General features: G+C 59.3%; 23 protein-coding genes. 10 read left to right on the top strand and 13 right to left on the bottom strand.

Annotated features, from left to right (window positions below):
* Nucleotides 1–353: 353 nt before the first annotated feature.
* Complete coding sequence (locus ACWIKB_RS22690; RefSeq protein ID WP_475269508.1) at nucleotides 354–4,409, top strand: molybdopterin-dependent oxidoreductase; 4,056 nt, start codon at nucleotides 354–356, stop codon at nucleotides 4,407–4,409.
* A 33-nt stretch (nucleotides 4,410–4,442) separates the two neighbouring features.
* Here ACWIKB_RS22690 and ACWIKB_RS22685 read toward each other — a convergent pair whose 3' ends face one another.
* From ACWIKB_RS22685 to ACWIKB_RS22675, 3 genes are all read right to left on the bottom strand, one after another.
* The gene (locus ACWIKB_RS22685) at nucleotides 4,443–5,171 is read right to left on the bottom strand and encodes a CbtA family protein (protein WP_475269507.1); all 729 of its coding nucleotides are present in this window, start codon (nucleotides 5,169–5,171) and stop codon (nucleotides 4,443–4,445) included.
* Between the two features lie 15 nt (nucleotides 5,172–5,186).
* Nucleotides 5,187–5,399: a CbtB domain-containing protein gene (locus tag ACWIKB_RS22680; RefSeq protein ID WP_177092148.1), complete on the bottom strand. Its 213-nt coding sequence runs from the start codon at nucleotides 5,397–5,399 to the stop codon at nucleotides 5,187–5,189.
* 225 nt (nucleotides 5,400–5,624) lie between these two features.
* Nucleotides 5,625–6,830: an MFS transporter gene (locus ACWIKB_RS22675; RefSeq protein ID WP_475269506.1), complete on the bottom strand. Its 1,206-nt coding sequence runs from the start codon at nucleotides 6,828–6,830 to the stop codon at nucleotides 5,625–5,627.
* 118 nt (nucleotides 6,831–6,948) lie between these two features.
* Between ACWIKB_RS22675 and ACWIKB_RS22670 the strand changes: the two genes are divergently transcribed.
* A complete protein-coding gene (locus ACWIKB_RS22670; RefSeq protein ID WP_475269505.1) occupies nucleotides 6,949–7,575 on the top strand; it encodes a TetR/AcrR family transcriptional regulator in 627 nt (208 codons plus the stop codon).
* Nucleotides 7,576–7,612: 37 nt separating this feature from the next.
* Here the strand turns inward: ACWIKB_RS22670 and ACWIKB_RS22665 are convergent, their stop codons facing one another.
* The 3 genes from ACWIKB_RS22665 to ACWIKB_RS22655 form a co-directional block, all read right to left on the bottom strand.
* A complete protein-coding gene (locus ACWIKB_RS22665) occupies nucleotides 7,613–8,035 on the bottom strand; it encodes an HD domain-containing protein (RefSeq protein ID WP_475269503.1) in 423 nt (140 codons plus the stop codon).
* 194 nt (nucleotides 8,036–8,229) lie between these two features.
* Nucleotides 8,230–9,852, bottom strand: coding sequence for a diguanylate cyclase domain-containing protein (locus ACWIKB_RS22660; protein ID WP_475269502.1), 1,623 nt, complete (start codon nucleotides 9,850–9,852; stop codon nucleotides 8,230–8,232).
* Nucleotides 9,853–9,900: 48 nt separating this feature from the next.
* Nucleotides 9,901–10,809: a LysR substrate-binding domain-containing protein gene (locus ACWIKB_RS22655; RefSeq protein ID WP_475269501.1), complete on the bottom strand. Its 909-nt coding sequence runs from the start codon at nucleotides 10,807–10,809 to the stop codon at nucleotides 9,901–9,903.
* A 93-nt stretch (nucleotides 10,810–10,902) separates the two neighbouring features.
* Here ACWIKB_RS22655 and ACWIKB_RS22650 point away from each other — a divergent pair, with 93 nt between their 5' ends.
* The 3 genes from ACWIKB_RS22650 to ACWIKB_RS22640 are packed head-to-tail and all read left to right on the top strand — an operon-like array spanning nucleotide 10,903 to nucleotide 12,795.
* Nucleotides 10,903–11,880, top strand: a complete 978-nt coding sequence (locus ACWIKB_RS22650) for a DMT family transporter (RefSeq protein WP_475269500.1) — start codon at nucleotides 10,903–10,905, stop codon at nucleotides 11,878–11,880.
* Nucleotides 11,877–12,374: a hypothetical protein gene (locus tag ACWIKB_RS22645; protein ID WP_475269499.1), complete on the top strand. Its 498-nt coding sequence runs from the start codon at nucleotides 11,877–11,879 to the stop codon at nucleotides 12,372–12,374. The genes ACWIKB_RS22650 and ACWIKB_RS22645 overlap by 4 nt, the downstream gene beginning before the upstream one ends.
* Entirely contained in the window at nucleotides 12,367–12,795 is a 429-nt protein-coding gene (locus tag ACWIKB_RS22640; protein ID WP_475269498.1) for a nuclear transport factor 2 family protein, read from the top strand. Before ACWIKB_RS22645 ends, ACWIKB_RS22640 begins: the two co-directional genes overlap by 8 nt.
* A gap of 128 nt (nucleotides 12,796–12,923) precedes the next feature.
* Here the strand turns inward: ACWIKB_RS22640 and ACWIKB_RS22635 are convergent, their stop codons facing one another.
* Nucleotides 12,924–13,313, bottom strand: coding sequence for an ester cyclase (locus tag ACWIKB_RS22635; protein WP_475269497.1), 390 nt, complete (start codon nucleotides 13,311–13,313; stop codon nucleotides 12,924–12,926).
* Between the two features lie 138 nt (nucleotides 13,314–13,451).
* Between ACWIKB_RS22635 and ACWIKB_RS22630 the strand changes: the two genes are divergently transcribed.
* The 4 genes from ACWIKB_RS22630 to argE all read left to right on the top strand — a co-directional run bounded on the left by ACWIKB_RS22630 (nucleotide 13,452) and on the right by argE (nucleotide 17,199).
* Nucleotides 13,452–14,798, top strand: coding sequence for a flavin-containing monooxygenase (locus ACWIKB_RS22630; RefSeq protein ID WP_475269605.1), 1,347 nt, complete (start codon nucleotides 13,452–13,454; stop codon nucleotides 14,796–14,798).
* A 20-nt stretch (nucleotides 14,799–14,818) separates the two neighbouring features.
* Complete coding sequence (locus tag ACWIKB_RS22625) at nucleotides 14,819–15,235, top strand: RidA family protein (protein ID WP_046027689.1); 417 nt, start codon at nucleotides 14,819–14,821, stop codon at nucleotides 15,233–15,235.
* Nucleotides 15,236–15,376: 141 nt separating this feature from the next.
* Nucleotides 15,377–16,054: a DUF1028 domain-containing protein gene (locus tag ACWIKB_RS22620; protein ID WP_475269496.1), complete on the top strand. Its 678-nt coding sequence runs from the start codon at nucleotides 15,377–15,379 to the stop codon at nucleotides 16,052–16,054.
* Complete coding sequence (gene argE / locus ACWIKB_RS22615; RefSeq protein ID WP_475269495.1) at nucleotides 16,051–17,199, top strand: acetylornithine deacetylase; 1,149 nt, start codon at nucleotides 16,051–16,053, stop codon at nucleotides 17,197–17,199. Before ACWIKB_RS22620 ends, argE begins: the two co-directional genes overlap by 4 nt.
* A 16-nt stretch (nucleotides 17,200–17,215) precedes the next feature.
* Here argE and ACWIKB_RS22610 read toward each other — a convergent pair whose 3' ends face one another.
* Nucleotides 17,216–18,127, bottom strand: a complete 912-nt coding sequence (locus ACWIKB_RS22610; RefSeq protein WP_213939365.1) for a LysR family transcriptional regulator — start codon at nucleotides 18,125–18,127, stop codon at nucleotides 17,216–17,218.
* 357 nt (nucleotides 18,128–18,484) lie between these two features.
* On the opposite strand from ACWIKB_RS22610, the gene ACWIKB_RS22605 reads away from it, so the two are divergent.
* On the top strand, nucleotides 18,485–19,900 hold the full coding sequence (locus ACWIKB_RS22605; protein WP_475269494.1) for a purine-cytosine permease family protein: 1,416 nt from the start codon (nucleotides 18,485–18,487) through the stop codon (nucleotides 19,898–19,900).
* Nucleotides 19,901–19,985: 85 nt separating this feature from the next.
* Here ACWIKB_RS22605 and ACWIKB_RS22600 read toward each other — a convergent pair whose 3' ends face one another.
* From ACWIKB_RS22600 to ACWIKB_RS22580, 5 genes are all read right to left on the bottom strand, one after another.
* Entirely contained in the window at nucleotides 19,986–20,378 is a 393-nt protein-coding gene (locus tag ACWIKB_RS22600; RefSeq protein WP_475269493.1) for a GFA family protein, read from the bottom strand.
* 430 nt (nucleotides 20,379–20,808) lie between these two features.
* Nucleotides 20,809–22,128: an outer membrane protein transport protein gene (locus ACWIKB_RS22595; RefSeq protein ID WP_475269492.1), complete on the bottom strand. Its 1,320-nt coding sequence runs from the start codon at nucleotides 22,126–22,128 to the stop codon at nucleotides 20,809–20,811.
* Nucleotides 22,129–22,280: 152 nt separating this feature from the next.
* Nucleotides 22,281–24,182, bottom strand: a complete 1,902-nt coding sequence (locus ACWIKB_RS22590) for an acyl-CoA synthetase (protein ID WP_475269491.1) — start codon at nucleotides 24,180–24,182, stop codon at nucleotides 22,281–22,283.
* A gap of 2 nt (nucleotides 24,183–24,184) precedes the next feature.
* Complete coding sequence (locus tag ACWIKB_RS22585) at nucleotides 24,185–25,141, bottom strand: fumarylacetoacetate hydrolase family protein (RefSeq protein WP_475269490.1); 957 nt, start codon at nucleotides 25,139–25,141, stop codon at nucleotides 24,185–24,187.
* A 98-nt stretch (nucleotides 25,142–25,239) separates the two neighbouring features.
* Nucleotides 25,240–26,331, bottom strand: a complete 1,092-nt coding sequence (locus ACWIKB_RS22580) for a VOC family protein (RefSeq protein ID WP_475269489.1) — start codon at nucleotides 26,329–26,331, stop codon at nucleotides 25,240–25,242.
* Nucleotides 26,332–26,358: the final 27 nt, after the last annotated feature.

Raw genomic sequence — 26,358 nt, 5'->3', positions numbered from 1 at the left:
GCAGCGTTTGTGCCAACCGATGCAAGCCAGCGGCTACGGCGCTCGGAGGCTCTCACAACGATGGGAAACGCGAATATCGCGCCTCCGACTGGTGCACGGCGCCATATAAAAGTGCACCGAATGCGCATGGCGACTTGCCGGACATGGGCGCGGATCCCGCTGATTATCGGCCGCTCAAGCCCGAAAAATACTTCTGGCGCGTGACTTGCAATAACACCAGCAAAGCAGTCAACGCAGATTGCCCACCTACGACAAAGGCGCCGTGTAACTCCCGTTTTTTTAACGGAGGGTCACATGGCGCTTTTTTTTGTTTCCGGGTCAGGCAAATGCAGGCAAGAGGTCAAGGGGCGAGGATGACAAACACCAGCGTACGCAGCGTCTGTCCTTATTGTGGCGTGGGTTGCGGCATCGTCATGCAGGTCGCAGACAACCGGGTTATCAAGGTCACCGGCGACAAGACGCACCCGACTAATTTCGGCCGGCTGTGCACCAAGGGCACCACCTGCGGCCAGGCGATTGCCGAGTCGGGGCGGATGGAAAACGCTTATCTGCGTCACGAGCGCGATCGTGATCCAGTGCGGATCGCCATGGACCAGGCGATCAGCGAAACCGCCAGCCGACTGCGCGCCATTCTTGATCGCGACGGCCCGGATGCGTTGGCGTTCTATGTGTCCGGGCAGATGTCGCTGGAAGCCCAGTATCTGATCAACAAGTTGGCCAAAGGCTTTGTCCACACCAATAACATCGAATCCAACTCGCGCCTGTGCATGGCCAGTGCGGGCAGCGGCTACAAACTTTCCCTCGGTTCTGACGGGCCTCCGGGTTCCTATGAAGACTTCGATCACGCCGAGCTGTTCTTCGTGATCGGCGCCAACATGGCCGACTGTCACCCGATTCTGTTCCTGCGCATGATGGATCGGGTCAAGGCCGGGGCGAAGCTGATTGTCGTCGATCCACGGCGCAGTGCGACGGCGGACAAGGCCGGTCTGTTCCTGCAAATCAAACCCGGCACCGACCTGGCGCTGCTCAATGGTTTGCTGCATCTGTTGGTGAAAAACGGCCACACCGACCCGGACTTCATCGCTTCGTTTACCGAAGGCTGGGATGCCATGCCGGCGTTCCTCGAAGACTACCCGCCGGCCACCGTCGCCGAGATCACTGGGATTCCCGAGGCTGACATTCGCCAAGCCGCCGAATGGATCGGTCAGGCCGCCGAGTGGATGAGTTGCTGGACCATGGGCCTCAACCAAAGCACCCACGGCACCTGGAACACCAATGCCCTGTGCAACCTGCACCTGGCCACTGGCGCGATCTGCCGGCCGGGCAGCGGGCCGTTTTCCCTGACTGGGCAACCGAACGCCATGGGCGGTCGCGAAATGGGTTACATGGGCCCAGGCCTGCCGGGGCAGCGCTCGGTGCTGGTCGAGGCAGATCGGCAGTTCATTGAAGACCTGTGGCGCATCCCCCACGACAGCCTGCCGCGCAAGGTCGGCGGTGGCACCGTGGACATGTTCGAGCAGATGAGCGCCGGCCAGATCAAAGCCTGCTGGATCATCTGCACCAACCCGGTCGCCTCGGGCCCCAACCGGCAGAAAGTCATCGAAGGCTTGCAAGCCGCCGAACTGGTCATCACCCAGGATGCCTTCCTCGACACCGAAACCAACCGCTACGCCGACATCCTCTTGCCCGGCGCGCTGTGGGCCGAGGCCGAGGGCGTGATGATCAACTCCGAACGTAACCTGACGCTGATGCAAAAAGCCGTGGAGCCACCCGGCGAGACGCTGCCCGACTGGCAAATCATCGCCCGGGTCGCCTGCGAAATGGGCTTCGCCGAGGCATTCACCTATACCAGCGCTTCGGAAGTGTTCGAAGAGATCAAACAGGCCTGGAACCCGAAGACCGGCTATGACATTCGCGGCGCCAGTTACGCGCGGCTGCGGGACAAACCGCTGCAATGGCCCTGCGCGGCAGATGACGGGGCGAATCGCAATCCGATTCGCTACCTGAACAACGGCGTGAGCCAGACGCTCAAGGTCGACAACGATGGCCGCCAACCCGCCATCGTGTTCGCGACCGAGCATGGCAAAGGCGTCTTCCTTCCGCGTCCGCACATGCCTCCGGCGGAGATGCCGGGCGAGGACTTCCCTTTTGTGCTCAACACCGGTCGCCTGCAGCACCAATGGCACACCCTGACCAAGACCGGCAAGGTCGCGACCTTGAACAAGCTGAATCCGGGGCCGTTCGTGGAGATTCACCCGGAAGACGCCGACAGCCTTGGCATCAAGGACAAGGATCACGTCGAAGTGCGCTCAGTGCGTGGCCGCGCCGTGCTGCCGGCGGTGGTCACCGACCGGGTACGTCAGGGCAACTGTTTTGCGCCTTTTCACTGGAACGATGTGTTCGGTGAAAACCTGGCGATCAACGCGGTGACTAACGATGCCGTCGACCCGATTTCGCTGCAGCCTGAATTCAAGTTTTGTGCGGTCACCCTGCAACGGGTGGAATTGATCGAGCATCAGTTTCTCAACGTGCCGGCTGCTATCGACATTCCCCCCTTGTCCGAGGAATTGCCCATGTCGCGTATCGAGGCCTTCGCCGATCTCGCCGGCATCAGTCGCCTGCCTTCTCCGCCACTGAGCGACAGTGAACGCACCTACCTCGCCGGTTTTCTCAGCGGCTTGCAGTCCCCGGCCGGGCGCCAGGCGGTTGGTGTCCCTACCCTGCCCGTCAATGCGCCGCTGGCCGCTGATTCGCGGTTATGGCTGGATGGATTGCTCGGTGGGTTGTTCAGCCGCGTCGAGTCTGGCGCTCCACAACTGAACAGTGACAGCGCTCCCTGCGTGACCTTGTTATGGGCCTCGCAAACCGGCAACGCCGAAGCCCTGGCCGAGCGTTTTGCCGCGCGGTTGCGTGGCGACGGGATCGCCGTGGAACTGAGCGCGATGGCGGATTTCCCGGCAAGCAAACTGGCGAGCACCCACACACTGGCCCTGATCAGTAGCACCTTTGGCGACGGCGACCCGCCGGACAATGGCGAAGGTTTCTGGCACACCTTGAAGACCGCCGAAACGCGGCTGGAGTCGTTGCGGTTTGCGGTGCTGGCGCTGGGTGATCCCAATTACGACCAGTTCTGCAAGCACGGCAAGCAACTCGATCAACGCCTTCAGGAATTGGGTGCGACCCGGCTGCTGGAACGGGTCGATTGCGATACGGAATTCGAAGAGCGTGCGGAGGCGTGGCTGAGCCAATTCCAGCAAACGCTGAAACCGGCGGCGCCGAGCATTGCCGTCAGCCCCACCGAAACGCCCGGCAAAGCCAAGCCACACGCCTCACGCCTGCTGATCAACCGTCACCTGAACCAACAGAGCCGCCACAAGGAAACCCGAATGTTTTCCCTGGACCTGGCGAACTCCGGGTTGAGCTACGAAGCGGGCGATGCGTTGAGCGTCATGCCACGCAACTGCCCGGAACTGGTGGGTGAATTGCTCGACCTGACCCGGCTCGGTGCCGACACTCCCGTGAACCTCGACAAGCTCGGCGAAGTCCCGCTGCACCAGGCGCTGGCCGAGCACCTGGAAATCGCCCGGCCCAACATCGACACCCTGGCTTTCATCGCCGAACGCAGTGCCAACCCGGCGTTGAAACACCTGCTGGCCAGTGAACGCAAAGCTGACTTGAAAGACTGGCTGTGGGGTCGGCAATTGGCGGATGTGCTGCAGGAATTCCCGATCGACTGTTCGGCGCATGAGCTGCTGGGCACGCTCAAACGCCTGCAACCGCGTCTGTATTCCATTTCTTCAAGTTCCAAGGCACATCCGCAAGAAGTCCATCTCACCGTGGCCGCCGTTCGTTACGGTAAACGCAAAGGTGTGTCCTCGACCTTCCTTGCCGACCGTTTGGAAAGCGGCGAAGTCCCGGTGTTCGTCCAGCCATCGAAACACTTCCGCGCGCCAGCCGATGGCAATCTACCGATGATCATGATCGGCCCCGGCACCGGCGTGGCGCCGTTCCGCGCGTTCCTGCAAGAACGTCGCGCGCGAGGCGACCAGGGCCGCAATTGGTTGTTCTTCGGTGAGCAACACGCCGCCACCGATTTCTACTATCGCGAGGAGCTGCAAGGCATGCAGCACGATGGCCTGCTGACGCAACTCAGCCTGGCGTTTTCCCGGGACCAGCCAGAGAAGATCTATGTGCAGGACCGCATCCGCGAACAAGGTGCCGAGCTGTGGCGCTGGCTACAGGAAGGTGCGCAGGTGTACATCTGCGGGGATGCCGGACGCATGGCCAAGGACGTCGACCAGGCGTTGCGCCAGGTTGCGCAGCGGCATGGCGGGTTGAGTCAGGAAAACGCTGCGGATTATTGGCGGCAGATGGGTGAGCAGAAGCGGTATTTGCGGGATGTGTATTGATAGCAGTGCCGCCGAAACGGCACTGCCTTCAACTCAAGCGCGGGTGGAGAACTTTGGCAGGTTCAACACGCGCTCGGCGGTCCAGCCAAAGGCCAGTCCAACCGTGGTCCACAGCACCAGTTGAATGCCGAGAGAGGCCACGCGAAACTTCCACAGCAGCACGGCGGAGAAGGTTTCCGGCACTTCATTGATGGTCGGGAACAAACCGCCCGCCACCGACATGATCACCACATACAGCAGCACCGCCAACGTCGCACCGCTCCAAACACCCAAGGCAGGAATCAGTTTGCGCGCGGCGTTGATCGCGATGACTGCGGCGATCACCGACACCAGCAACATCAGGAAGAACAGCTTGGTGCGCTGCTTGATGGTTTCTGGGTCGCCAATCGACGGAGGGTTGGCCGGGTATTTCAGTCCAGGCACCAGAATGATGGTCACGAAAGCCGCCAGAGCTAGTAGCGCGGCCAAACCACGTGGGCCGATCTTGCCAACGCGTCCCAGCGAGTAGGCAAATACCAGGGCGAAGATCCCGCCCAGCGAAACGCTGTAGGTCACGACGCCGGTGAACAAACCGAAGGTGCTTTGCACGTCGCGGCTCACCAGTTCTTCTTCCGGTGCATCGCCGTGCATCTCGGCCATTTGCTCTTCGAAGGCAATCGCCTTGTCGATCTGCGGCTCACCGAATACTTTTGCAAAACCAAAGGCCAGGATGCCGGCGAGCAACCCCACCAGCATGCCGCGTACCAATAAACGACCGGTCATGGTGTGTTCCTTGAATTAGTGGCAAGGGAAGCCAAGCAAGTGGCGGCCGTCGTGCACGAATTCGTGAACATACATGCCCTTGACCAACGCCGTGGCACCCTGCTCTGCGCCGACGAAATAGATCGCCAACATCAGCAGCAGGCCGCCAAAAATGGCCCAGGGAAGTATTTCGCCCAACGGAATCGTGGGCAGCGAAACATCAGTCTGCGTAGCAGCGCTATAAGCCATGTGAACCTCCAGGGATGACGCGTCCCGGTATGGATTGCGGTAGGGGGAAACAGGGTCTGGCTGACGGCAAATAGCCGAATACAGTGGCGCGACCGCGCCGGATTTACACCGGCTGCCTGTTTCAGAAGGGGTTGCATGATTTTGTGAAACAAAATGATACAACTTCGCGAGTTTACCCTTTACCACCAGCAAAGCCAGAGGGTTTTGCGCTGCGTCTCTCGCCTATCAATGACCGGTCACTACAGCGCCTCCTTGCCGTTGCCCCTGCGGAAAACCATGCACCCGCGCGCCCACCGCAATCCATAATCCCACCAGTAACAGCACCAGCAACACCCATGGAAACGAGACGACACCGACCTGATCCAGCAAGACACCACCAAACAGGCCGGCAATGGCGATCGCACCGTTCCAGGCCACAACGTTCATGGACAAGGCGACATCCGCACCCTCGCCGGCCGTATCTGCCAGCGCGGTTTGCAGCAGTGTGGCGGCGCCGCCGAAGGTCAGGCCCCAAACAAAGGTGCCCAGGTAGATGACGATCACAGACTGGGAAAAGAACCCGAAAACGAAGGCCGTCGCAGCGAACGTGGCGAGGCTGATCAACACGGCGTTGCGCAGATACCGGTCCACCAAGCGACCGGCGATCCAGATACTCAGCAGTGCCGCGATACCGAACACCAGCAGCACCAGATCAATATCGCTGGCCAGTCCGGCAGGCGTCACGAAAGGCGCGACGTAGGTGTAGAGAATGTTGTGCGCCAGCATCCAGGTCATCACGACCCCGAGGACCGGCCGAACGCCCGGGGTGAAGAACACCTGGCCCAACGGCATGCGTTCGGAACCGGCCTGGCCGGGATAATCCGGGACTTTCGCCAGTACCCAGACAATCAGCCCCACCGTCAGAACTGACATCAACCCAAACGCCGTGCGCCAACCCACCAGGCTTCCCAACCAGGTGCCCAACGGCACGCCCAGCGACAGCGCAATCGGCGCGCCCACCATCGCTACGGCCATGGCGCGCCCTTGAAGGTGCACCGCCACCATGCGCCGCGCATAACCGGCCAATAGGCTCCACGCCAACCCGGCAGATACCCCGGCGAAGAATCGGGCGATGAGCGTCAACCCGTAGCTCGACGACCAGGCGGTGCCGGAATTGAACAAGAGGAAACCAACAATCGTCAGCAGCAACACATTGCGTCGCCGCCAGCCTTGGGTGGCGATGGTCAACGGGATAGCCGCCAGCAACGAACCCAACGCGTAGACGGTGACCATTTGCCCGGCCAGTGATGGCGAAACATTCAGACCACTGCCTATCTCGGGCAATAACCCGGCTGGCAAGGTCTCGGTGACAATGCAAATAAAACCTGTCATGGCCAGCGCAAGGAGCGCGCCGAAGGGTAACCGTTCATTTTCAAGCTGATTGTCCTGCATGGCTTTGCTCCTGATCACACACTTATGTATCGAGTGGTATAAATCTAAAGAGCAAACAGGTCATGGTCAATGACTTTTGTATCGACTAGTATCTAAGTCACGATTACCGGAGGTGAAAATGGCAACAATGGGCCGCCCGCGCACATTCGACCGTGACGTGGCAATCACACAGGCAATGCACCTGTTCTGGGAGCACGGCTATGAATCCACTTCATTGAGTCAGCTCAAGGCAGCAATCGGCGGCGGTATCTCCGCGCCCAGCTTCTATGCCGCGTTCGGCTCAAAAGAGGCGTTGTTCCAAGAGGTCGTCGAGCGCTATCAAAATTCCCACGGCCGCGTGACCGAGAGTCTGTTCGACTCCCTCCTGCCCCCGCGCGAAGCCATCGAGTTGACCTTGCGCCGCTCCGCCAAAATGCAGAGTGAAGCCGGCCATCCACCGGGCTGCCTGGTGACGCTGGGCGTCATGCACACCTGCTCGGTGCAACCTACAGCCGTTTCTGCGCCGCTGGCCGAAGCCAGGGCCCGCAACAGGGCAGGCATCATCGCCTGCATCGAGCGCGCAATTGTGCAAGGCGAATTGCCGACCGAGACCGACACGCCTGCGCTGGCCGCCATGTTTGACGGCTTTCTGTTAGGTCTGACGGCGTTGGCCAGAGACGCGATTCCCCACGCGGTGATGGATGCGTCGGTGACTCAGCTGATGGCGGTGTGGGATGCACTGAGTGCAGCCAAGGGGCGGCGGTAGCCATCTGTGTCGCGGCTCACCCTACTTGTGCGGGATATTACGAGCGCAACACACCCATCGCCCGCCGATACTTCTCAACCCGCTCCAGGTCATCCCACGACGGCTGCGCAATCCTCGACAAGTCGCTGTTCTCTTCCAGATCCGCCAGCTTGACCACCCGCCCAATCGGGTTCAGCGCCGCACGCTCGACGAACGCTTCATAGGATTCCCCCGGCACTTTGGTCACTGATTCAATGGCTTCCAATACCGCTTCGCTGAAGCCTTCCTGACGCAGGGCTTCGAGGCTGATGCCGGTGTCTTCGACCACGTCATGCAGCACGGCGACGATCCGTTCTTCCAGGGTCGTCACCCGCAGCATGACTTTCAAAGGATGCAGGATGTAAGGCGCGCCGCCCTTGTCGACCTGCCCTTCGTGGGCGGCAGCGGCGATTGCGATGGCACGTTCCAGTGTCTGGCTCATTTAGGTTCTCCTGGGTTAAACGCCGTAGCGGCCGGTCCAGTCCTGGTCTTGGGGACCACTTTTGTGGCGAGGGGGCTTGCCCCCGTTGGGCTGCGAAGCGGCCCCAAAAACAGGGGACTGCTGCGCAGTCCAACGGGGGCAAGCCCCCTCGCCACAATAATCGCAAGAACACATGAGAATCTGAACACTACAGCCTAAAGCTTGTACGTCACATACCGCCCACGCCCGGTTTTCTTGGCTTGGTACATGACGCGGTCGGCGGCCAGCAGCAGCGTATCGGCGGAACTCTGCCCGTTACCCAACGCTATACCAATCGAAACACCGACGATGCACACCGTACCGGAAATGAAAAATGGCGCGCTCAAGGCCTCGATGCAATGTGTCGCGACGCTGCTCAGCGTTTCCTCGGCATGGGCCCCAAGGTCACTCAGCAGCACGACAAACTCGTCACCGCCGATGCGCGCCAGGGTGTCGCTCTCGCGCACTACCGAAGAAAAACGCCGCGCCACCTGACGCAAGACCTCATCGCCGGCCTCATGCCCCAGGGTGTCGTTGATGTGTTTGAACCCATCGAGGTCCATAAACAACAAGCCGACCTGGGTGTCTGTGCGTCGTGCCTGCGCCAACACTTGCCGAAGCTGGCCAGAGAGATGATGCCGGTTGGTCAGCCCTGTGAGGGTGTCGTGATGCGCAATCTTTTTCAGCTCATCCTGTTTGTCATTGAGCTTGAGCAACAAGCGATTGAACGCCGAAATCAAATGGCCGACTTCATCGTTGCGAATGACTGCCAGGGGCGCGTGTGGCAGTTCATCGCGTGTCATGCGGTCAGCCTGCTCGGCCGCCCGGAACAGATGACGAAAGACAAAATACAGCCCGATGGAAGCAAAGGTGGCAAAGAAAATAATCGATAGAAACGCCCCCTTGATCAGAAAGTGCTGGGTTCGCGTCACCGTGGCAAACGCCTCGCTGGCCGGCAAGCGGGCCACGATGTACCAGCCGGCACTTGGCACCGCGGCAATCGCGGCGACTTCCTCGACGCCTTTGGAATTGAGCGTCAGCCCGGTGCCGCGAAACCCCGCCATCGCCCGATCGTGCAGCGCATTGACGCCGGGAGCCGACGTGGGTTTGAGTTGCACGTCACGGCTGGACGACTCGACAAACAAATGACTGTCGGGGAACACCAGCAGGAAATCCCCCGAGGCATCCCCCACGCGACTTTGCAGCAGCGCATCCAGAAGCCCTGTCGTACCGAGTACGCTGACGCCAACCAGAACAGCCGCGACGTCACCGGCGGCATTTTTGATAGGCGCGGACATGGGCAGAACCGGCGTCTGGGTCGCCTTGTCCAGCACCGGTTGACCGATCAATGAACGCCCCGCCAGTCCTGCCTGAATGTAATCACGCTCGGCATAATCGGTATTCACCGGCTCCGGGTAGTTCGCCAGTAAACGTCCCTTGGTGTTCACGATGAATAGATCTGCGGTGAACAGCGTCTGGTAATCGAAATGCTCTTTCAACCACGCTTTCAGTTGCTCCGGCCGGGCCAGCAAATCCACCGGGACAGCGTCGGCAAGGTGATCCAGCAAAAGTTGGCGCTGGACGATTTTGTAATCGATATCGCGGGCAACATAGGTAGCCAGAGTTAATTGCTGACCTTCCACCACCGCGCTTAAGTCCTCGCGCAGGAAGTTGGTCAAGACGAAATACCGCACCACGGCGCCAAAAATGACAATGCACAGTGCCAATAACAGCAATCGAGTGACGATGCTGTTAGCGATTCGGGTGAAATCCAGGGGCGTGTGATGATGTTTTGGCATCACGGGAGTGTATCCGAGAGTCTGGTCGCGGCACATCACTCGTTCAGGTCAGCGTTCGCTGTGTAGCTCCTCTTCAAGCCACCCGATCAGCGCGCGCACCTCAACCCGATCTTCCCCGCCCTGTTGCCTGAAAACCGATATCGCCTGGGGTAAAGGCACACTTTCTGCGCAGGGCCTCACCAGCGCTCCACTTTCAATCAGTTTGCCGGCTGTTCGACGCCAGCCCATGGCAATGCCATGCCCTTCGACCGCGGCCTGAAGCATCAACGGATAACTATCAAATACGGCACCTGGCGTATCGTCATCCAATGCCTGCCCAAATACCTGCAGCCAACTGTCCCATTCCATCAAGTGAGGTGGCGTGGCGCGATGGTGTAGCAGCCTGTGGTGGCGCAGATCGCTGATGTCCAATGATTGCCGGGGCGCCAGGTAATGGGAACTGCACACGGGAAACACTTCATCAGCGGCAGTGAACGCCAGTACATGCGAGCCGCTGGCGCGTCCGGTGCTTTGCAAGGCCACGTCGAAGTAATCGTTGAACTCAGTGAGCGGTCGGGTGGATGTCGCGACCTGGATCTCGATTTCCGGATGTTGCTGGTGGAACGTCGACAGACGTGGCATCAACCAATAGAAGGCTTCGCACAACTGACAGAGCAAAACCACACGGTTTTTGCGCGGTGACTCACGCAGGATCGCCGCACTGTCACAGATATTTTGCAATGCAGCGCTCACTACACGCCCTAACTCACGCCCCGCCTCCGTCAGGAAGACTGCACGGTTGCGGCGGCAAAAAAGCTTAAGCCCCAGATTGTCTTCAAGCCCGCGGATCTGCCGGCTAACGGCCGCTTGTGTGATGTGCAATTCATCGGCAGCCTTTGAAAAGCTTTCCAGTCGAGCTGCCGCTTCAAAGGGCAGCAAACTGGCAAGCGGAGGCAATGACTTCCCTAGCGTATTCATAATCAGAGGTTATGCATCCTGGACCGAGAACTCGTTTGTAGCATACCCCTGACGCTGTGCAACATGAGCTGAACACCTCGCGGATAACACTCAATGGCCAGCGCACAAGCAAATATCATTACCGGCGTGACCCTTGCCGTCGTCGCAACACTGAGCTGGGCGCTGAACTTCGTGGCACCCTACGTCACCGGCGCTTACAGCATCTACGACCTGATGATCATCCGGTTTCTGATCGCCGGAATATTCGGTGTGGGCATCGCGGTGCTCTGTCGCGCCCGGCTTGGATTGCTGACCCGCAACCAAGCGCTTATGGCCGCTGCTCTCGGGGTAGTGGGATACCTCGGTTACAGTACCTGCATTGCCGCTGGTGTCATTTTTGGCGGCCCGGTGCTGACGCCAGCGTTTATAGGACTGGTGCCGGTGTTGCTGGCGCTGCTCGGCAACGCCACGAAAAAAACCATTGAATGGCGCCGCCTGACAATACCGCTGACCTGTCTGGCCTGCGGGCTCTTGCTGTCGAACATCAGCAGCCTCCATCAACCCGCAGCAGGCAACAAGTCCTGGCCGTTGGGCCTGGTTTTTTCGATCAGCGCCGTGGCCTTGTGGCTAGCCTTCAGCCTGTTGAACCAGAGGGCCCTGGAAAATCTCCCGGCCAATGCGACCGGTGTCTGGACCGGCCTGATGATGCTCGGCGCCGGCCTGGGCACTGTGTGCCTGTTACCGGTTGTGCAGGCGCTCGGCCTGCTCAAGTTGCCGACCCTTGGTTTCAGTTTTTCGCTGGCCGGCCCTTTGTACGCCTGGGCCCTCATCATCGCGGTGATGTCTTCGCTCGTCGGAGCCTGGGCGTGGAACGCCGCGTCCCGTCGCCTGCCGATGGTGCTTTCCGGTCAATTGATAGCCCTTGAGTCACTATTCGCTACACTGCTCGGCATGGTGTTTCATGGTCGGTTGCCGACACCTTTGGAAGCGGCAGGCCTTGCTGCCGTGCTCGTCGGCGTAGTCATGACTGTTCGTATCATTCTGGTGCCGCGCCGAGGCATCATGGCGAAAATTGCCGAGGACCACGGATGACCCAACGTCGCATCACCCTGATCATGCCGGCCTCTGCGGCGGATACTTTCGAGGCTTTCCACAATCACACCGTGCGCAGGCAGTGGGACACGCTGTTGTCCCGCGCAGGCGTCGAAGGTGGCGGTATTCGTCCTTACATCGGTGCAATCACGTTCAATGAAGGTCGGGGCTGGAAACGCTACTTTTCCATGCGCACGCGTTTCGTCAACTTCCAGCCTGGGCAAGTCGCCGCGGCCCTGTTGGTCGAGCCTGAAGGCGTGTTTCAGTGGTGGACCGCGTCGATGCGCCACCGTGATCTGGGTGACAACACCTCGGAGTTGATCTACACCTTCAACGTCCGTTTACGCCCGCGCTGGCTGGGCTGGTTGCTGGATCCACTGGTCAATCGCATTTTCGAACATGAAACCCGCCAGCGCTTCGCCGCGATGGCCGAGTATTTACGGGCTCGCCCGGCGCTCACAGAACAACAAAAAACAGGAGTTGATAATGTCTGAACTGAACCTGCATCCCAAAGCCGCAGAATCCCTGACCCTGTGGCACGCGATGATCCGCACCGGGAATTTGCAAGCCCTGCCTGAATTGCTCGCCCCACAAGCAGTGTTCCGCTCGCCCATGGCGCATACGCCTTATCCGGGCGCAGCCGTGGTGTCGATGATTCTCAACACCGTGTTCGACGTCTTCGAGAACTTCGAATACCACCGCGAACTGGCGACGGCGGACGGGTTGAATGTCGTGCTGGAATTCAGCGCCAACGTCGGCGGAAAAGCGTTAAAAGGGATCGATATGATCCGCTTCGACGAACAGGGGAAAATCGTTGAATTTGAAGTGATGGTTCGCCCGTTGAGCGGCTTGCAGGCGCTGGGTGCGGAAATGGGCAGCCGGCTAGGCGCCTATCTGGCGGCCAGCAAAGCCTGATCGAACCTTAATGCTGTCCCTGTGGGAGCGGGCTTGCTCGCGAAGGCGGTGGGTCAGTTGGCATCAATGCTGAATGACCCTCCGCCTTCGCGAGCAAGCCCGCTCCCACAGGAGGTATCTGGCACCGTTCAAATAATCTGCGCCGCGACCGCTGCCTTATCGATCACCGACCACACAGCGCAAATTTTCCCTTCCTTGAACTCGTAAAACACATTCTCGCTGAACACCACCCGCCGTCCATTCACCGGCAAGCCAAACAATTCCCCCACCGGCGTGCAATCGAAGCACAGCCTGGCGGCGATATGCGGTAGGTCGACAATTAGCCGTTCGATCACAAAGCGCAGATCGGGGATCGAGCGAAAGTCCTGCTCCAGCATCGCCCGGTAACCGGACAGCCCAACGCGCTCGCCGTTGTAGTGCACGTTTTCATCGAGCAGTTGGCCCAGGGCCGGCCAGTCCTGGCGGTTGAGGCAGTCGATATAGGCGCGGTAGATGTCGCTGAGTATTTGTTTATTCATTACTCAATCTCCCCCTTTTAACGCTCGCAAACCAGCGCCAAACGCTCTGCATCCGTTATTTATGCTCAGTTCCCAGCTTAATAATATTTTACCGATACCAGGGTGAACCCTAGTCTTGACCCCAAGAGATGGCAGGCCATAACCGACCTGACTCCCACTTCGAAGGGTAGAGAAATGACCACTGAAAAAATAAAAACAGACACGCTGATTGTCGGCGCCGGTCAGGCTGGCGTGGCCATGAGTGAACACTTGAGCAAACTCGGTGTGCCACACCTGGTGCTGGAGCGCAGCCGCATTGCCGAACGCTGGCGCACCGGGCGTTGGGATTCGTTGGTGGCCAATGGTCCGGCCTGGCACGATCGCTTCCCCGGTATGGAATTCGACGATCTGAGCCCCGACGGCTTTGCCCCTAAAGAGCGGGTGGCCGATTATTTCGAAGCTTACGCCAAGAAATTCAACGCGCCGATTCGTACTGGTGTGGACGTGCTGAAGGTCGAGCGCAATGTCGGTCGCCCGGGCTTCACCATTGAAACCTCTGAAGGCGTGATCGAAGCCAACCGCGTCGTGGCCGCCACCGGGCCGTTCCAGCGTCCGGTGATCCCGCCGATTGCGCCGAAAGACGCGCCTTTCACCCAGATCCACTCCGCCGAATACCGCAATCCGCAGCAGTTGCCCGAAGGCGCGGTGCTGGTGGTGGGCGCCGGGTCGTCGGGGGTGCAGATTGCCGATGAATTGCAGGGCGCGGGCAAGAAGGTTTATCTCTCGGTGGGCGCCCATGACCGCCCTCCTCGCGCTTACCGCAACCGTGATTTCTGCTGGTGGTTGGGTGTACTGGGTGAGTGGGATCAAGCGGCGATGAAGCCTGGCCGCGAACACGTGACCATCGCTGTGAGCGGTGCCCACGGCGGTCGCACCGTGGACTTCCGTGGCCTTGCCCATGCCGGCATGACGCTGGTCGGCCTGACCCAATCGTTCAACGGCAGCACCGTGTCGTTCCAGCCGAACCTGGCGGAAAACCTGGCCCGTGGAGACGAGAACTACCGCGCGCTGCTCGATGCCGCTGACGCCTATATCGAGCGCAATGGCCTGGACCTGCCGGAAGAGCCTGAAGCCCGGCACACCTTCCCGGAGCCGGACTGTGTGAGCAACCCGATTCTTGAACTCGACCTGGTCAAGGCCGGCGTGACCTCGATCATCTGGGCCACCGGTTTTGCCACGGATTACAGCTGGCTGAAGGTCAACGCTTTCGACGACAACGGTAAGCCGCAGCATCAGCGCGGTGTGTCCAGCGAGCCGGGCGTGTATTTCCTCGGCCTGCCCTGGCAGTCCCGTCGCGGCTCGTCGTTTATCTGGGGCGTCTGGCATGACGCCAAGTACGTCGCGGACCACATCGCCATCCAGCGTTCGTACCTCGAGTACCGCGATGCGGACCAGCGTGCAGCCGAAACCGCCCCCGTCGCCCATAAAACCAGCGTCAGCGCTTAATTCTTTTTCAGGAGCTTCACATGTCCACGCCAACCCATACCCGAATTCGCATGTTCAACACCAAGGAAACCTACCCGAACCAGAGCCTGGACAACGACCTGTGCCAAGCCGTACGCGCCGGCAACACTGTGTACGTTCGTGGTCAGGTGGGTACTGATTTCGAAGGCAACCTGGTAGGCCTCGGCGACCCGCGTGCGCAAGCCGAGCAAGCGATGCGCAACGTCAAACAGTTGCTGGAAGAAGCCGGCAGCGACTTGAGCCACATCGTCAAAACCACCACCTACCTGATCGACCCGCGCTACCGCGAGCCGGTGTACCAGGAAGTCGGCAAATGGCTCAAAGGCGTGTTTCCGATTTCGACCGGGTTGGTGGTGTCGGCGTTGGGGCAGCCGCAGTGGTTGATGGAGATTGATGTGATTGCAGTGATTCCTGAGTAAGCACAGGTAGACCGAGGCGCTGCCTTCGCGGGCAAGCCTCGCTCCTACAGGGGAACGCATTCCAAATGTAGGAGCGAGGCTTGCCCGCGAAGGCGCCCGCCCAGACACCCCTTTCTCCAAGTCTGAACAAGGAGCAAAACCATGACCTTTTCCATCGCCGCAAGATGCCCCGAAACCGGTCAGTTCGGCATCGCCATCAGTTCCTCCAGCATCGCCGTCGGCGCCCGTTGCCCATGGCTGCTGCCAGGTGTCGGCGCCGTCTCGACGCAAAACATCACACTGCCCTCCCTCGGCCCGGAAACCCTCGCTCTCATGGAGCAAGGCCTCTCGCCCGCCGACGCGCTGGACAAGGTGTTGACCCGCAACGGCTACAGCCAATATCGCCAGATCACCGCGATTGACCACCTCGGTCGCACCGCACATTTCAGCGGCTCGCAAACCCTGGGCAACCACAACGCCGTGTCCGGCGAGCAATGCGTGGCCGCCGGCAACATGCTGGTGGATCGTTCGGTGATCGAGGCGATGGTCCGCGCGTTCGAACACGGCGAGGGTCAACTGGCCGACCGCTTGCTGGCCGCGATGCAAGCCGCAATGGTGGCGGGCGGTGAAGCCGGGCCGGTGCATTCGGCGGCGATGGTGGTGGTCGGCGAACTGACTTGGCCGATCATCAACCTGCGAGTGGATTGGGCCGATGAAGATCCGATCGGCGAACTCGGAAAACTATGGGACGCCTATCGCCCTCAAGTTCAGGATTACATCGACCGTGCCCTGGCGCCTGACCGATCCCCTGGCTACGGCGTCGCCGGAGACGACCGATGAGCAACAGCCGCGATTTGCTTCAAGCGTTGGTGGCGTTCGACACCACGAGCCGCGAATCCAACCTGCAGCTCATCGAGTTTGTCCGCGACTACCTCGCCGGTTTCGATGTGCCGTGCGAACTGGTCTACAACGAGCAACGCAGCAAGGCCAATCTGTTCGCGACCATCGGCCCGGCGCACCTGCCGGGCATCGTGCTGTCGGGGCACACCGATGTGGTGCCGGTTGACGGTCAGCCGTGGACCGTTTCGCCCTTCGAACTCACCGAGCGCGACGGCAAGCTGTACGGTCGCGGCACGGCGGATATGAAAGGCTACATCGCCTGCGTGCTGGCCCTGGTGCCGTCGCTGGTCAAGGCGTCGTTGCGGCGGCCGGTGCACATTGCGCTGTCCTACGATGAGGAAGTCGGCTGTCTCGGCGTTCGCTCACTGCTTAAAGCCCTGGAACAGCGTCCGGTCAAACCGATGCTCTGCATCATTGGCGAGCCAACCGAACTCAAACCGGTGCTCGGCCACAAAGGCAAACTGGCGATGCGCTGCGATATTCACGGTGAAGCCTGTCATTCGGCGTACGCGCCGCTTGGAGTCAACGCGATTGAATACGCCGCCGAACTGATCGGTGAATTGGGACGGATTGGCCAGCGACTGAAAGCGCCGGAGCATCACGATAACCGTTTCGATCCGCCGTTCAGCACCGTGCAAACCGGGGTGATTGCCGGCGGCAAGGCGCTGAACATCGTCCCCGCCGATTGCCGTTTCGACTTTGAAATCCGCGCCCTGCCCTCGTTTGATCCAAGCGACGTTGCGCAGGAGCTGAAGGCCTACGCCGAACAGCAAGTGTTGCCACGCATGCGCGCCGTGAGTGAGCAGAGCGACATCCGCTTCAGTCAGTTGTCGGCCTATCCCGGATTGGCCACCGATGAGCGCAGCGAAGCCGCCGAATTGATCGCAGCATTTTCCGGTTCCCGGGAGTTCGGTACGGTGGCGTTCGGCACCGAGGGCGGTCTGTTTGACGCGGCGGGGATTCCAACAGTGGTCTGCGGTCCAGGCAGCATGGACCAGGGCCACAAGCCGGACGAGTTTGTCAGCATCGAGCAATTGAACGGCTGCGACGCCCTGCTACAACGAATGCTGGCATCGATCAGTTGAGTGATAGGCTCGACGCTCAGGTATAGAGTCGGGCCAGTTCTTCCTGGCAATAATCCACGAACAACTGCACCGGTTTGGTCAGTTGCGACCTTCTCAGCCATGCCGCCGATAGCCCCGAGCCCGTTACCGTTTCCGCGAGCGGAATGCACACCAGTTGTTGCCCGTCATAGGTGTAAGGCGAAAAGGGTTTGGTCACCAGAATCGAAAAGCCAAAACCGCGCCCGACCATGCCACGCACCATTTCGATCGACGGCGAACTGAAGACAATGTGCGGGGTCAATCCGCGCTCTTCAAAGATGCTGACGAAGTAGGTTCGGCTTGGCACCACGTCGAGCAGAATCATCGGTTCCAGCACCAGATCATCCAGCGACACTTTCGCCTGTTGCGCGAAGCGATGGTCCGCCGGCAGCAAGGCGTAAGGTTGCTGCGGCGGCATCAGTGGAACCGTCTCAATCGTGCTGTCCAGATCGTGTTCGAATAGCATCGCCAGGTCGATACTGCCGGCGGTCAGGGCCTGCACCAATTCCTGTTGTTCGCCATCGCGAATGCGGATCTCCACGCCTGGCCAGCGCTCCTTGAAACCGGCGATCAAACGCGGCAGGTACAGTGGCGCGACGGTTTCAAAGCAGCCGATATCGATCTGCCCCGCCACCACGTCATTGTCCGCCAGCGCGTTCTGCTCAAACTCATGCGCGACCCGCAGCAGCTCCAGCGCCTTGCGATAAAAACGCGAGCCGCTCGGCGTCAGCGAAACACCCTGGGCGTGATGGCGGATGAACAGCTGCACGCCGAAGCTTTCTTCCAGGTGTTTGATCGCCGTCGACACCGACGGTTGAGCGATATAGAGCTTGCGCGAAGCCTCCGCCACGCTGCCGCACTCGGCGGTGGTGACGAAATAACGCAGCTGTCGCAAGTTGTAAGCGGCCATGCGGACCTCCAGAAAACACACATCAAACACACAACCTGTAGGAGCGAGGCTTGCCCGCGAAAGCGGTGTATCAGCCGACAACGATGTTGAATGTCAGACCGCATTCGCGGGCAAGCCTCGCTCCTACAGGGTCGGCGTCAGCCGGTCATCAATCAGATACACCACCGCACCGTAATCAACCCAGAACATACCGGACCCACCCAACCGCCGGGCATATTTTTTTTAAGGTTTGAAGCAACAAACTTACTAATTTATCTATGCCGAGGCTTTGCACATGATCACTCCAACAAGAAAAGCGTCGCCCACGCGGCGCTCACCGAAGTACGTCCACGTACTCACATTGCCTTGGAGTTCGTCATGGTCACCTCTGCAACAACCTCCGCTCCGCTGATCGAGAAGCACACGATTGGCTACGTCCCGCCGCAAGATCGCCATGGAAAGGTCCGGGATTTGTTCACCCTCTGGTTCGGCGGCAACATCGCGCCGCTGCCCATCGTTACCGGCGCCCTCGGCGTGCAACTGTTTCACCTGAACCTGGTGTGGGGCGTCGTCGCCATTCTCGTCGGGCATCTGGTCGGCGGCGTGCTGATGGCGCTGCACTCGGCGCAAGGCCCGCAAATGGGCATCCCGCAGATGATCCAGAGCCGCGCGCAGTTCGGCTCCCTCGGCGCGCTGCTGGTGGTGCTGATCGCCGGCATCATGTACATCGGCTTCTTCGCCTCCAACATCGTCCTCGCCGGCAAGTCGCTGCACGGCGTGGTCGACAGCGTTCCGGTACCGGTGGGCATCGTCATCGGTGCTCTCGGTTCGGGGATCATCGGCATCATCGGCTACCGCTTCATCCACGTGCTCAACCGCATCGGCACCTGGGTACTCGGCGCCGGCATTGTGTTGGGCTTCGGCTACATCTTCACCCACGTGCAGACCGCCGACTTTCTCACCCGTGGCAGCTTCAACATCTCCGGTTGGCTGGCCACGGTATCGCTGGCGGCGCTGTGGCAAATTGCGTTTGCGCCGTACGTGTCCGACTACTCGCGCTACTTGCCGGCTGACGTGCCTGTCGCGTCGACGTTCTGGACCACCTACCTGGGCACTGTGCTCGGCTCCAGCCTCTCGTTCATCTTCGGCGCCGTCGCGGTGCTCGCCACGCCGGTCGGCATGGACACCATGGACGCGGTCAAACTCGCCACTGGCTCCATCGGCCCGTTGATGCTGGTGCTGTTCTTGCTCAGCGTGATCAGCCACAACGCCCTCAACCTCTACGGCGCCGTGCTGTCGCTGATCACCCTGGTGCAAACCTTCGCCTACCGCTGGATCCCCACCGCGAAAAGCCGCGCCGTGCTCTCGGTCATCGTCCTCGGCGCGTGCTGCTTCGCCGCCGTCGGCGCCTCGGCGGACTTCATCGGCCACTTCGTCGATATGGTGCTGGTGCTGCTCGTAGTGCTCGTGCCATGGACCGCTATCAACCTGATCGACTTCTATGCGATTCACAAAGGTCAGTACGACATCGACTCGATCTTCCACGTCGATGGCGGGATTTACGGGCGCTACAACCCGCAGGCGTTGCTGGCCTATGCGATCGGGATTGCAGTACAGATTCCGTTCATGAACACGCCGCTGTACGTCGGGCCGATTTCGGCGCACATCGATGGAGCGGATTTGTCATGGCTGGTGGGCTTGTTGGTGACTTCGCCGTTATATTTCTGGCTGGCGAGTCGGGACAGTGCTTATAAGCGTCGGTTGTCGAACGGGAAAATGGCGAGTGCCGTCTAGGGCGTAGCTCGCACCGTTCAAGCGTAAAAAAACCCGCACTGAGTTGCGGGTTTTTTCTGTTCATTTTCGGCATTGTTCGCGCGACCTACTTTTCAAAGCGCCCCTCACCTTCACGATCACGCTCATATCGTTTCGTCAGTGGAAACACTGGCAACCAGGATTCGCGACGGACAATCCAGCTCTCGTAAGTCGGGATCAGTTGATCAGGCGCATCCAGGGAACCCAGGTTCACCTCGATTTCGTCGTCAGTACGAGCGAAAACCGAAGAGCCACAGCGCGGACAGAAAAACCGCCCGGCGTAGTCCCGTGTTTCGCCCTCGATCGTCACCGCCTCTTCAGGGAAAATCGCCGAAGCGTGAAACAGTGCGCCATGGTGTTTGCGACAGTCGAGGCAGTGGCATAGGCCAACGCGGTAGGGTTGTCCTGTCGCCTCGATTCGGACATTGCCGCACAGGCAACCGCCGGTGTATCGGTCCATGCTGCGTCTCCTTTGAGATGGGACAGTCGGGATGTTTGAAAATAGCAGCTGGATGATCGATGGAAGTGCTTTGCGACAGGCTGTTATCGGCTGTGGATTCAACCGGTCGATGCAACACAACACCTCCAGCCTTTGATTTGCGTAATTCGGTGGCGCCGTTCCGAACTCGCGGAGCGTGAGTTCGGAGTCTTCTAAATCGCCACGGATAGCGACGACCTTCAGACAGGCGCAGAGATAAAGCAGAGACTCTCTTGTGAAGAGTGCACCGACAGCAAGGAGCTCGGTAAAGCGCCTCGATTAGGCATGGCTACTAACGCCGTGGAACGCGTAGCGTCCGCCCGCTGTAAAGAGCCCCCATAACAGGTTCAGTAATGGGCGCTGGAAAAACCACTCAATCAATTTGTAATGGAAATGCTCAGGGTTAAGCCGATCAGTACCGATAGGTTGCCTGCACTGAAACTCCATTCGCACTGTTGTTGTAATTAGCACTGTATTGCGGTTGAACACCGGAGTTATTCGACTGCGTTACCGCGACTTTGGAATCCCAGAGATAACCATAAGCAAAGTCTATCGTCAGATCGGAATTTGGTGAGTAAGCACCGCCCAGGGTCACGGCTTGGCGATTCCCAACAGGAATGCGCACGCTGCGATCGGCATTTCTAATGGGAGAAGGATCGTAGGCGTAGCCTGCGCGCAGCAGCCATTGTTGGTTCAATTGATAGGAGGCGCCAACTGCGGTACTCCAAGTGTCGCGCCAGTTCATTTCTTCGATCACATCTCCCAGGCCGGCCGCCTGGCCTGCGGGAGAAAGACCACTGTTAACTGCCTCGACCTTCTGGATCCGGCTCCACCGTTTCCAGGTGGTCCCAAGGTATCCCGTCCAGCGACTATTGAAATGGTGGGTGATGGACGTGTCCACGGATTCGGGCATCGTGAGGTCTATCTTGTTGTCATATTTTCCGTCCAGCGGGATAACACTCGGGGAGCCGGAAACCTCAGTATGCCCTTCGAGTTCATAGTCCACCTTCGAGTGATAGTTAATCCCCCAACCGGTCGCCTCAGTAAAGTCAACCAAGATGCCGACGTTATAGCCAAGTGCGGTGTCATCGCCTTTGATGGTGACCAGTGTGTCCTCGCCGTTGTTCAGGGCGCCGGTGGCCAGGTAGTTCTGAAGCTTTGCATTGAAACGGTTTATGGTCGGCCCGCCACCAATGGACACGTAATCATTGATCCGATAGGCAATGGTGGGCTGAAGGGTTATTTCCTTGGTCGTGCTATAGGAGCCGTGGTAGCGGCCCTGAAAAGAGCTCTCGTAATCATTGATCAAACCACTCGGAGCATAGAGACCCAGGCCAATCGAAAAACGATCATCAAGTGGCGTCGACATATAAGCGAAGGGCACAACCCCCAACGGTACCGAGTTCCCTTTATTCGTTCCTGAGGCACTGCTCTGCGCATCACTGATGTCATCGCTCACCGACACGACCGCGGCTCCGCCGGAAATCTCACTACGCTTCAATTTGGTTAAGCCCGCCGGGTTGCCAAAGATAGTGCTGGCGTCCAGCGCAGAAGACGACCTCCCCGCATAAGCAGTACCCGCACTACTCGCACTTTGCTCGTTCAAGGCAATGCCATTGGCGCCCGCGCTTGTTGAAACGCTGAGTATTGCCGCGGCGCCGGTGAATTTAATCCAGGAAGACATTTCTCGCACAGTTGAAAGACACGGGGTTACACGGTTGCTCGGTTTCATTTCCCACCTCGTATTGTTTTTATTGATTGGTGCGCAGGCAAAGCTTCGCCTTCCGGTGCACTTGGCAGTGCCGGTTGGAGTTGATCGAAGTTGTGAAACAGGCCCTGGCTGACTATCACCAGGGCCGGGGTGCCGAACTTACGAAGTCAGGTTCATTTGAGCCACTCCACCTGAAAGCTATAGCGACCTAGAAGAAGGGCCAGGGACTCCTGATGCCCCCCGGCCCGGATGCAGGCGACCAATCCACGTTGTTCATGCTGAATCACCTCGACCGCAATGTCCTTCATACACATGCGATCCACATCCTGCCTGACTACCCTGGCAAGTTCGCGCTGCTGCAACGCGGGCTTGAAGATCTTGCCCACCGCCGTTAACGGCAGTGCTTCGAGGATTTCGATCCGTTTGGGAATGGCCGCCCGCTCACTGATGTGGCGTTGAGCAAACTGCTCAAGTTCTTCAACATTGCAGACGTGGCCTGGCCGCAGCTGCACGTAGGCGACCGGCACTTCACCCGAATAGGCATCCGGGCTGCCGATGGCCGCCGCCAACGCCACCGCTGGGTGGGCTTGCAAAGCCTCCTCGATTTGTTTGGGATCGATATTGTGGCCGCCGCGGATGATCAGCTCCTTTTTGCGCCCGGTCAGCCAGAAGTAACCATTTTCATCCTGGCGCCCCAGATCGCCTGTATTCAGCCAGCGCTGACCATTGATGTCGATCCACAAGCCCCGGTTATGGCTTTCCTCAACGTAGCCCTCGAACAGGTTCGGTCCCGTGATGGTGATCAGGCCAATCTCGTCGACGTCAGCGTCGCGCAAATACTCTCCGGCGTCATCGAGCATGACTGCGCGCATGTCCTGGTAAGCAATCCGTATACCGATGGAGCCGACGTAGCGCTTGCCATGAGGCGGGTTAACCGAGGAGACGCACGCGCCTTCAGTGAGTCCATAGCCTTCGAGGATCTTCACCCCGGTCCGGCCTTCGAACTCCCGGAAAAGTTCGACCGGCATCGGTGCGGCACCACACATGGCATAACGAAGGCTGGACAGGTCGCGGCCTTCCAACTCGTTTTGCAACAGTGCGGAATAGACAGTAGGAACGCCGGAGAAGAAGTTGATGCCGAAGTGCTCAACCATCTCCCAGAAGCGTGGAATCACACCCTCGCCGCGATAGCCCTGTGGCGTGCCGAGGATGACATGATCACCTTGACTCCAAGGCATCAGGCCTGTCACCAGCTGTGCATTTACATGGAACAGCGGCAACCCACAAAAAATCACCTGGCCACTGCCACGTGGTTGCATGTGCGTGGCCATGGCCCATGCGTTGTAGACCTCCGCCCCATGGGTACGCATCGCAATCTTGGGCAGCCCGGTGGTACCGCCGGTGCAGAAGTAAGAGGACCGATCCTCAGGGCGCAATTGCCGATTGCTTTTCAGGTGCGTGCCTGGCTGAGCATCCATCAGCGTCCGTAATTCGTGGATCGTGGCTCCTCTGTGTAACTCACGTTCTTTCTCTGCCAGGGACTCAAGCGATTCGCGCTGAGCGACATCAACATAGGGGCCCATGCCGACCCAAACGACGTGCTTGATCTCGGGAAGTTGATTCAACTGCGAAGCCAGCTTAGGCCACAGGTCACTGCCCGGCGTCGGTGCGAGCGTTACCACCACGCTGGCCTTGGCGGCCCGTAACAAGGCAGCCATCTGTTTGGCCTCTTGCAGCGGATTGATCGCCATGACGACACCGGCCGCTTCTCCCCCCCAAATGGTGAAGTGGGTTTCTGGCAGGTTGGGCAAGATGAAGGCCAGCACGTCACCTGGGGTAATGCCCAGGTCGTGAAAGGCATTCGCCGCGCGAGTGATATCTTCGACGAGTTCGGCATAGCTCCAATGGTGGGTGTTTCTGAAATGGGTAGCGTCGGCGAAGAAACTCAGTGCAGGCGCGTTGGGGCTAAGCTCGGCTGTCCGCGTCAGCGCTTCATAGGTGCTGGAGGCCAAGCCACGCTCCGCCAACGGGACCTGCTCGATATTTTCAATGTCGTTCAGAGATCGCACCATCATCGTCAGGCTTCCTCTACGACGCGGTTGCGTTGCACGCCCAGGTCAATCGCGCCATCCGCGCTGCGGATGCGCGCCTCGACCACGTCTCCGGCCTTGAGGTACTGCGTCCGGCCCTCTTGTGCCTTGAGGAAAAGCTTCCACTTGGTGGCTTCCGGCAAAAGGGCTGCAATGCGCATTTTGCCGGGCGAAGGGATTGTTAAAGCGCAGCCGGCAGGCGTACCCGTGGCGATCAAGTCTCCAACGGCGAGATCTTGCAAGGCGGACAGTTCGGTCAGGGTTTCAGCGGGGCCGTAAACCAGATTGGCCGTGCTGTCGTTCTGTCGTACCTGGTCGTTGACGGTCAGGCGCAGCTGCAGTTCTTTCAGGTAATGCATGTCCTTGGCATCCAAAAGGCACAAGTACGGGCCGACCGGACCGAAAGTACGGTAGCTCTTGCCCTTGTAGAACTGCATCTGGGGAATCTGAATATCACGAGCCGAGTAGTCGTTGACAATGACGACGCCTGCAATGAATTCATGCAGATTGGCGTCGGTGACACCTATAGCGCCGGTGATCGAGCGCTTCATCACAAGGCCCAGTTCGATCTCGTAGTCAAGGAAGCGCACGTGGCGCGGCTTGATCAGGTCGCTGTCAGCCGCCACCAGGCAACTGGTCGCCTTGGTGAAGATCATGTTGAATTTCTTCGCATCAGGGTCCATGCCAGACTCGATCATGTGCTGACGGTAATTGGCCCCTTGGCAGACAAACTGTTGGTTACGGGTCACCGGCGACAGCAGTTTTACGTCGCCCTCTTCCAACTCCGAACCTTTCAGTTGAGCGAGGTCATCGAGACTGTTCTGGCTAATGAAGTCACCGGTCGTTTCAAAAACACCGGGGACAACCGTGATACGGCCCTGGCGAAGCACGCCCCAGTGGATACCGTTCTGATATTCAAAGCGGACTACGTGTACAGCAGACATTGAAGGTACTCCTGGAGCGGCGTTTGTCCCGCGTTCGGTGGCGCGAGAACTGTGGTGTTGTTCTGAAACAGGTTGAGTTGTCCGACGTGACGGCAGCTCTAGCCAAACATCCGCATCAGCGTGATCAACTTGCGAATCGTTAAATCCGGGCTGCGTCGCAGGTTGCGGATCAGCACAAGCACATTGGTCAGGTTCAACTTGGGTTTGGTAAAACTCTTGGGCATGCGCTGCCCCCACTGCGCCATTGCCTCGGGGCTCACCGGATGAATGCCCGTAGGCCGAGCGGCCGTGAAAAGATCCCCGTCGCAGTAATGCTCGTGCTTGTCACCCCAAGGGTCTTGCCAGTAATCAAAGATTTGACTGCCCAGAATGTGCCGGCCGATGCCCCATGAGTGCGCCCAACCGCGCTCGCGCAAGACGCGCTGCCCCATACCCACTGCGTCCGCATCGACGACTTCATAGGCGCTATGGCTGTAGGTGGCCATGAACCCTTGCGCAATCGCGAGCGTATGGTGATCCGCTGGAATGTCACCAAGATCAAGGCGCATGAAAGTGACAATAGGCGTGCCGTCAGGCAGTACCTGAACATCGCTGGGAATAAACCCGAAATGCTGCGTGTACCAGGCACAGGTCGCCTGATAGTCAGCCACTTCAATGACGATGTGGCCAAGCTTGAGGACTTCAGGGGGAGCAATCGGCGGGCGCTGCGTGGCGTTGATTCGAGATTGCTCGTGCGCCAGATTCCAGTTCAAAGGAGCTCTATGTGCCAGAGGCTTGCCTGGCGTCTGGTCGCAGACGGCTTCCACAATGAAACCGGAAGGATCCGTCAGTCTGACGTAATGCCCTTTACCCGGATGCTCCGATTTCTCGACCGATGACGCACCCGGGATTCGAGTGAGTTTTTCCAGATCTTCCAGGGACTGCACGGCAAGTCCGAACCCGATAAAACCTGCATGTTCGGCCCGTTGGACACGGTAACAATAGGCAGTGGCGTCGGTGGCCCGCATATAGAGCGTATCGGCATCCTGCCGACTTACCGTCAGGCCGAAGTCGGTCAGGTATCGCGCCGCCTCATTCAAGTCCGGCCGCTGGAAAATCAGGTGAGTCAGATCCTGGGCCTTTACCGTCGGCTGCGGATGCCGCGCGGGGTGTAGTGTCGCCAACCGGTGCAATTCGTTTTTGTTGTTCATTGTTCTTGTTTTCCGGGTTTTTAGGGC

Source organism: Pseudomonas sp. 5Vm1k (genome assembly GCF_056161485.1).
This window is presented reverse-complemented; position numbering and strand designations above follow the sequence as displayed.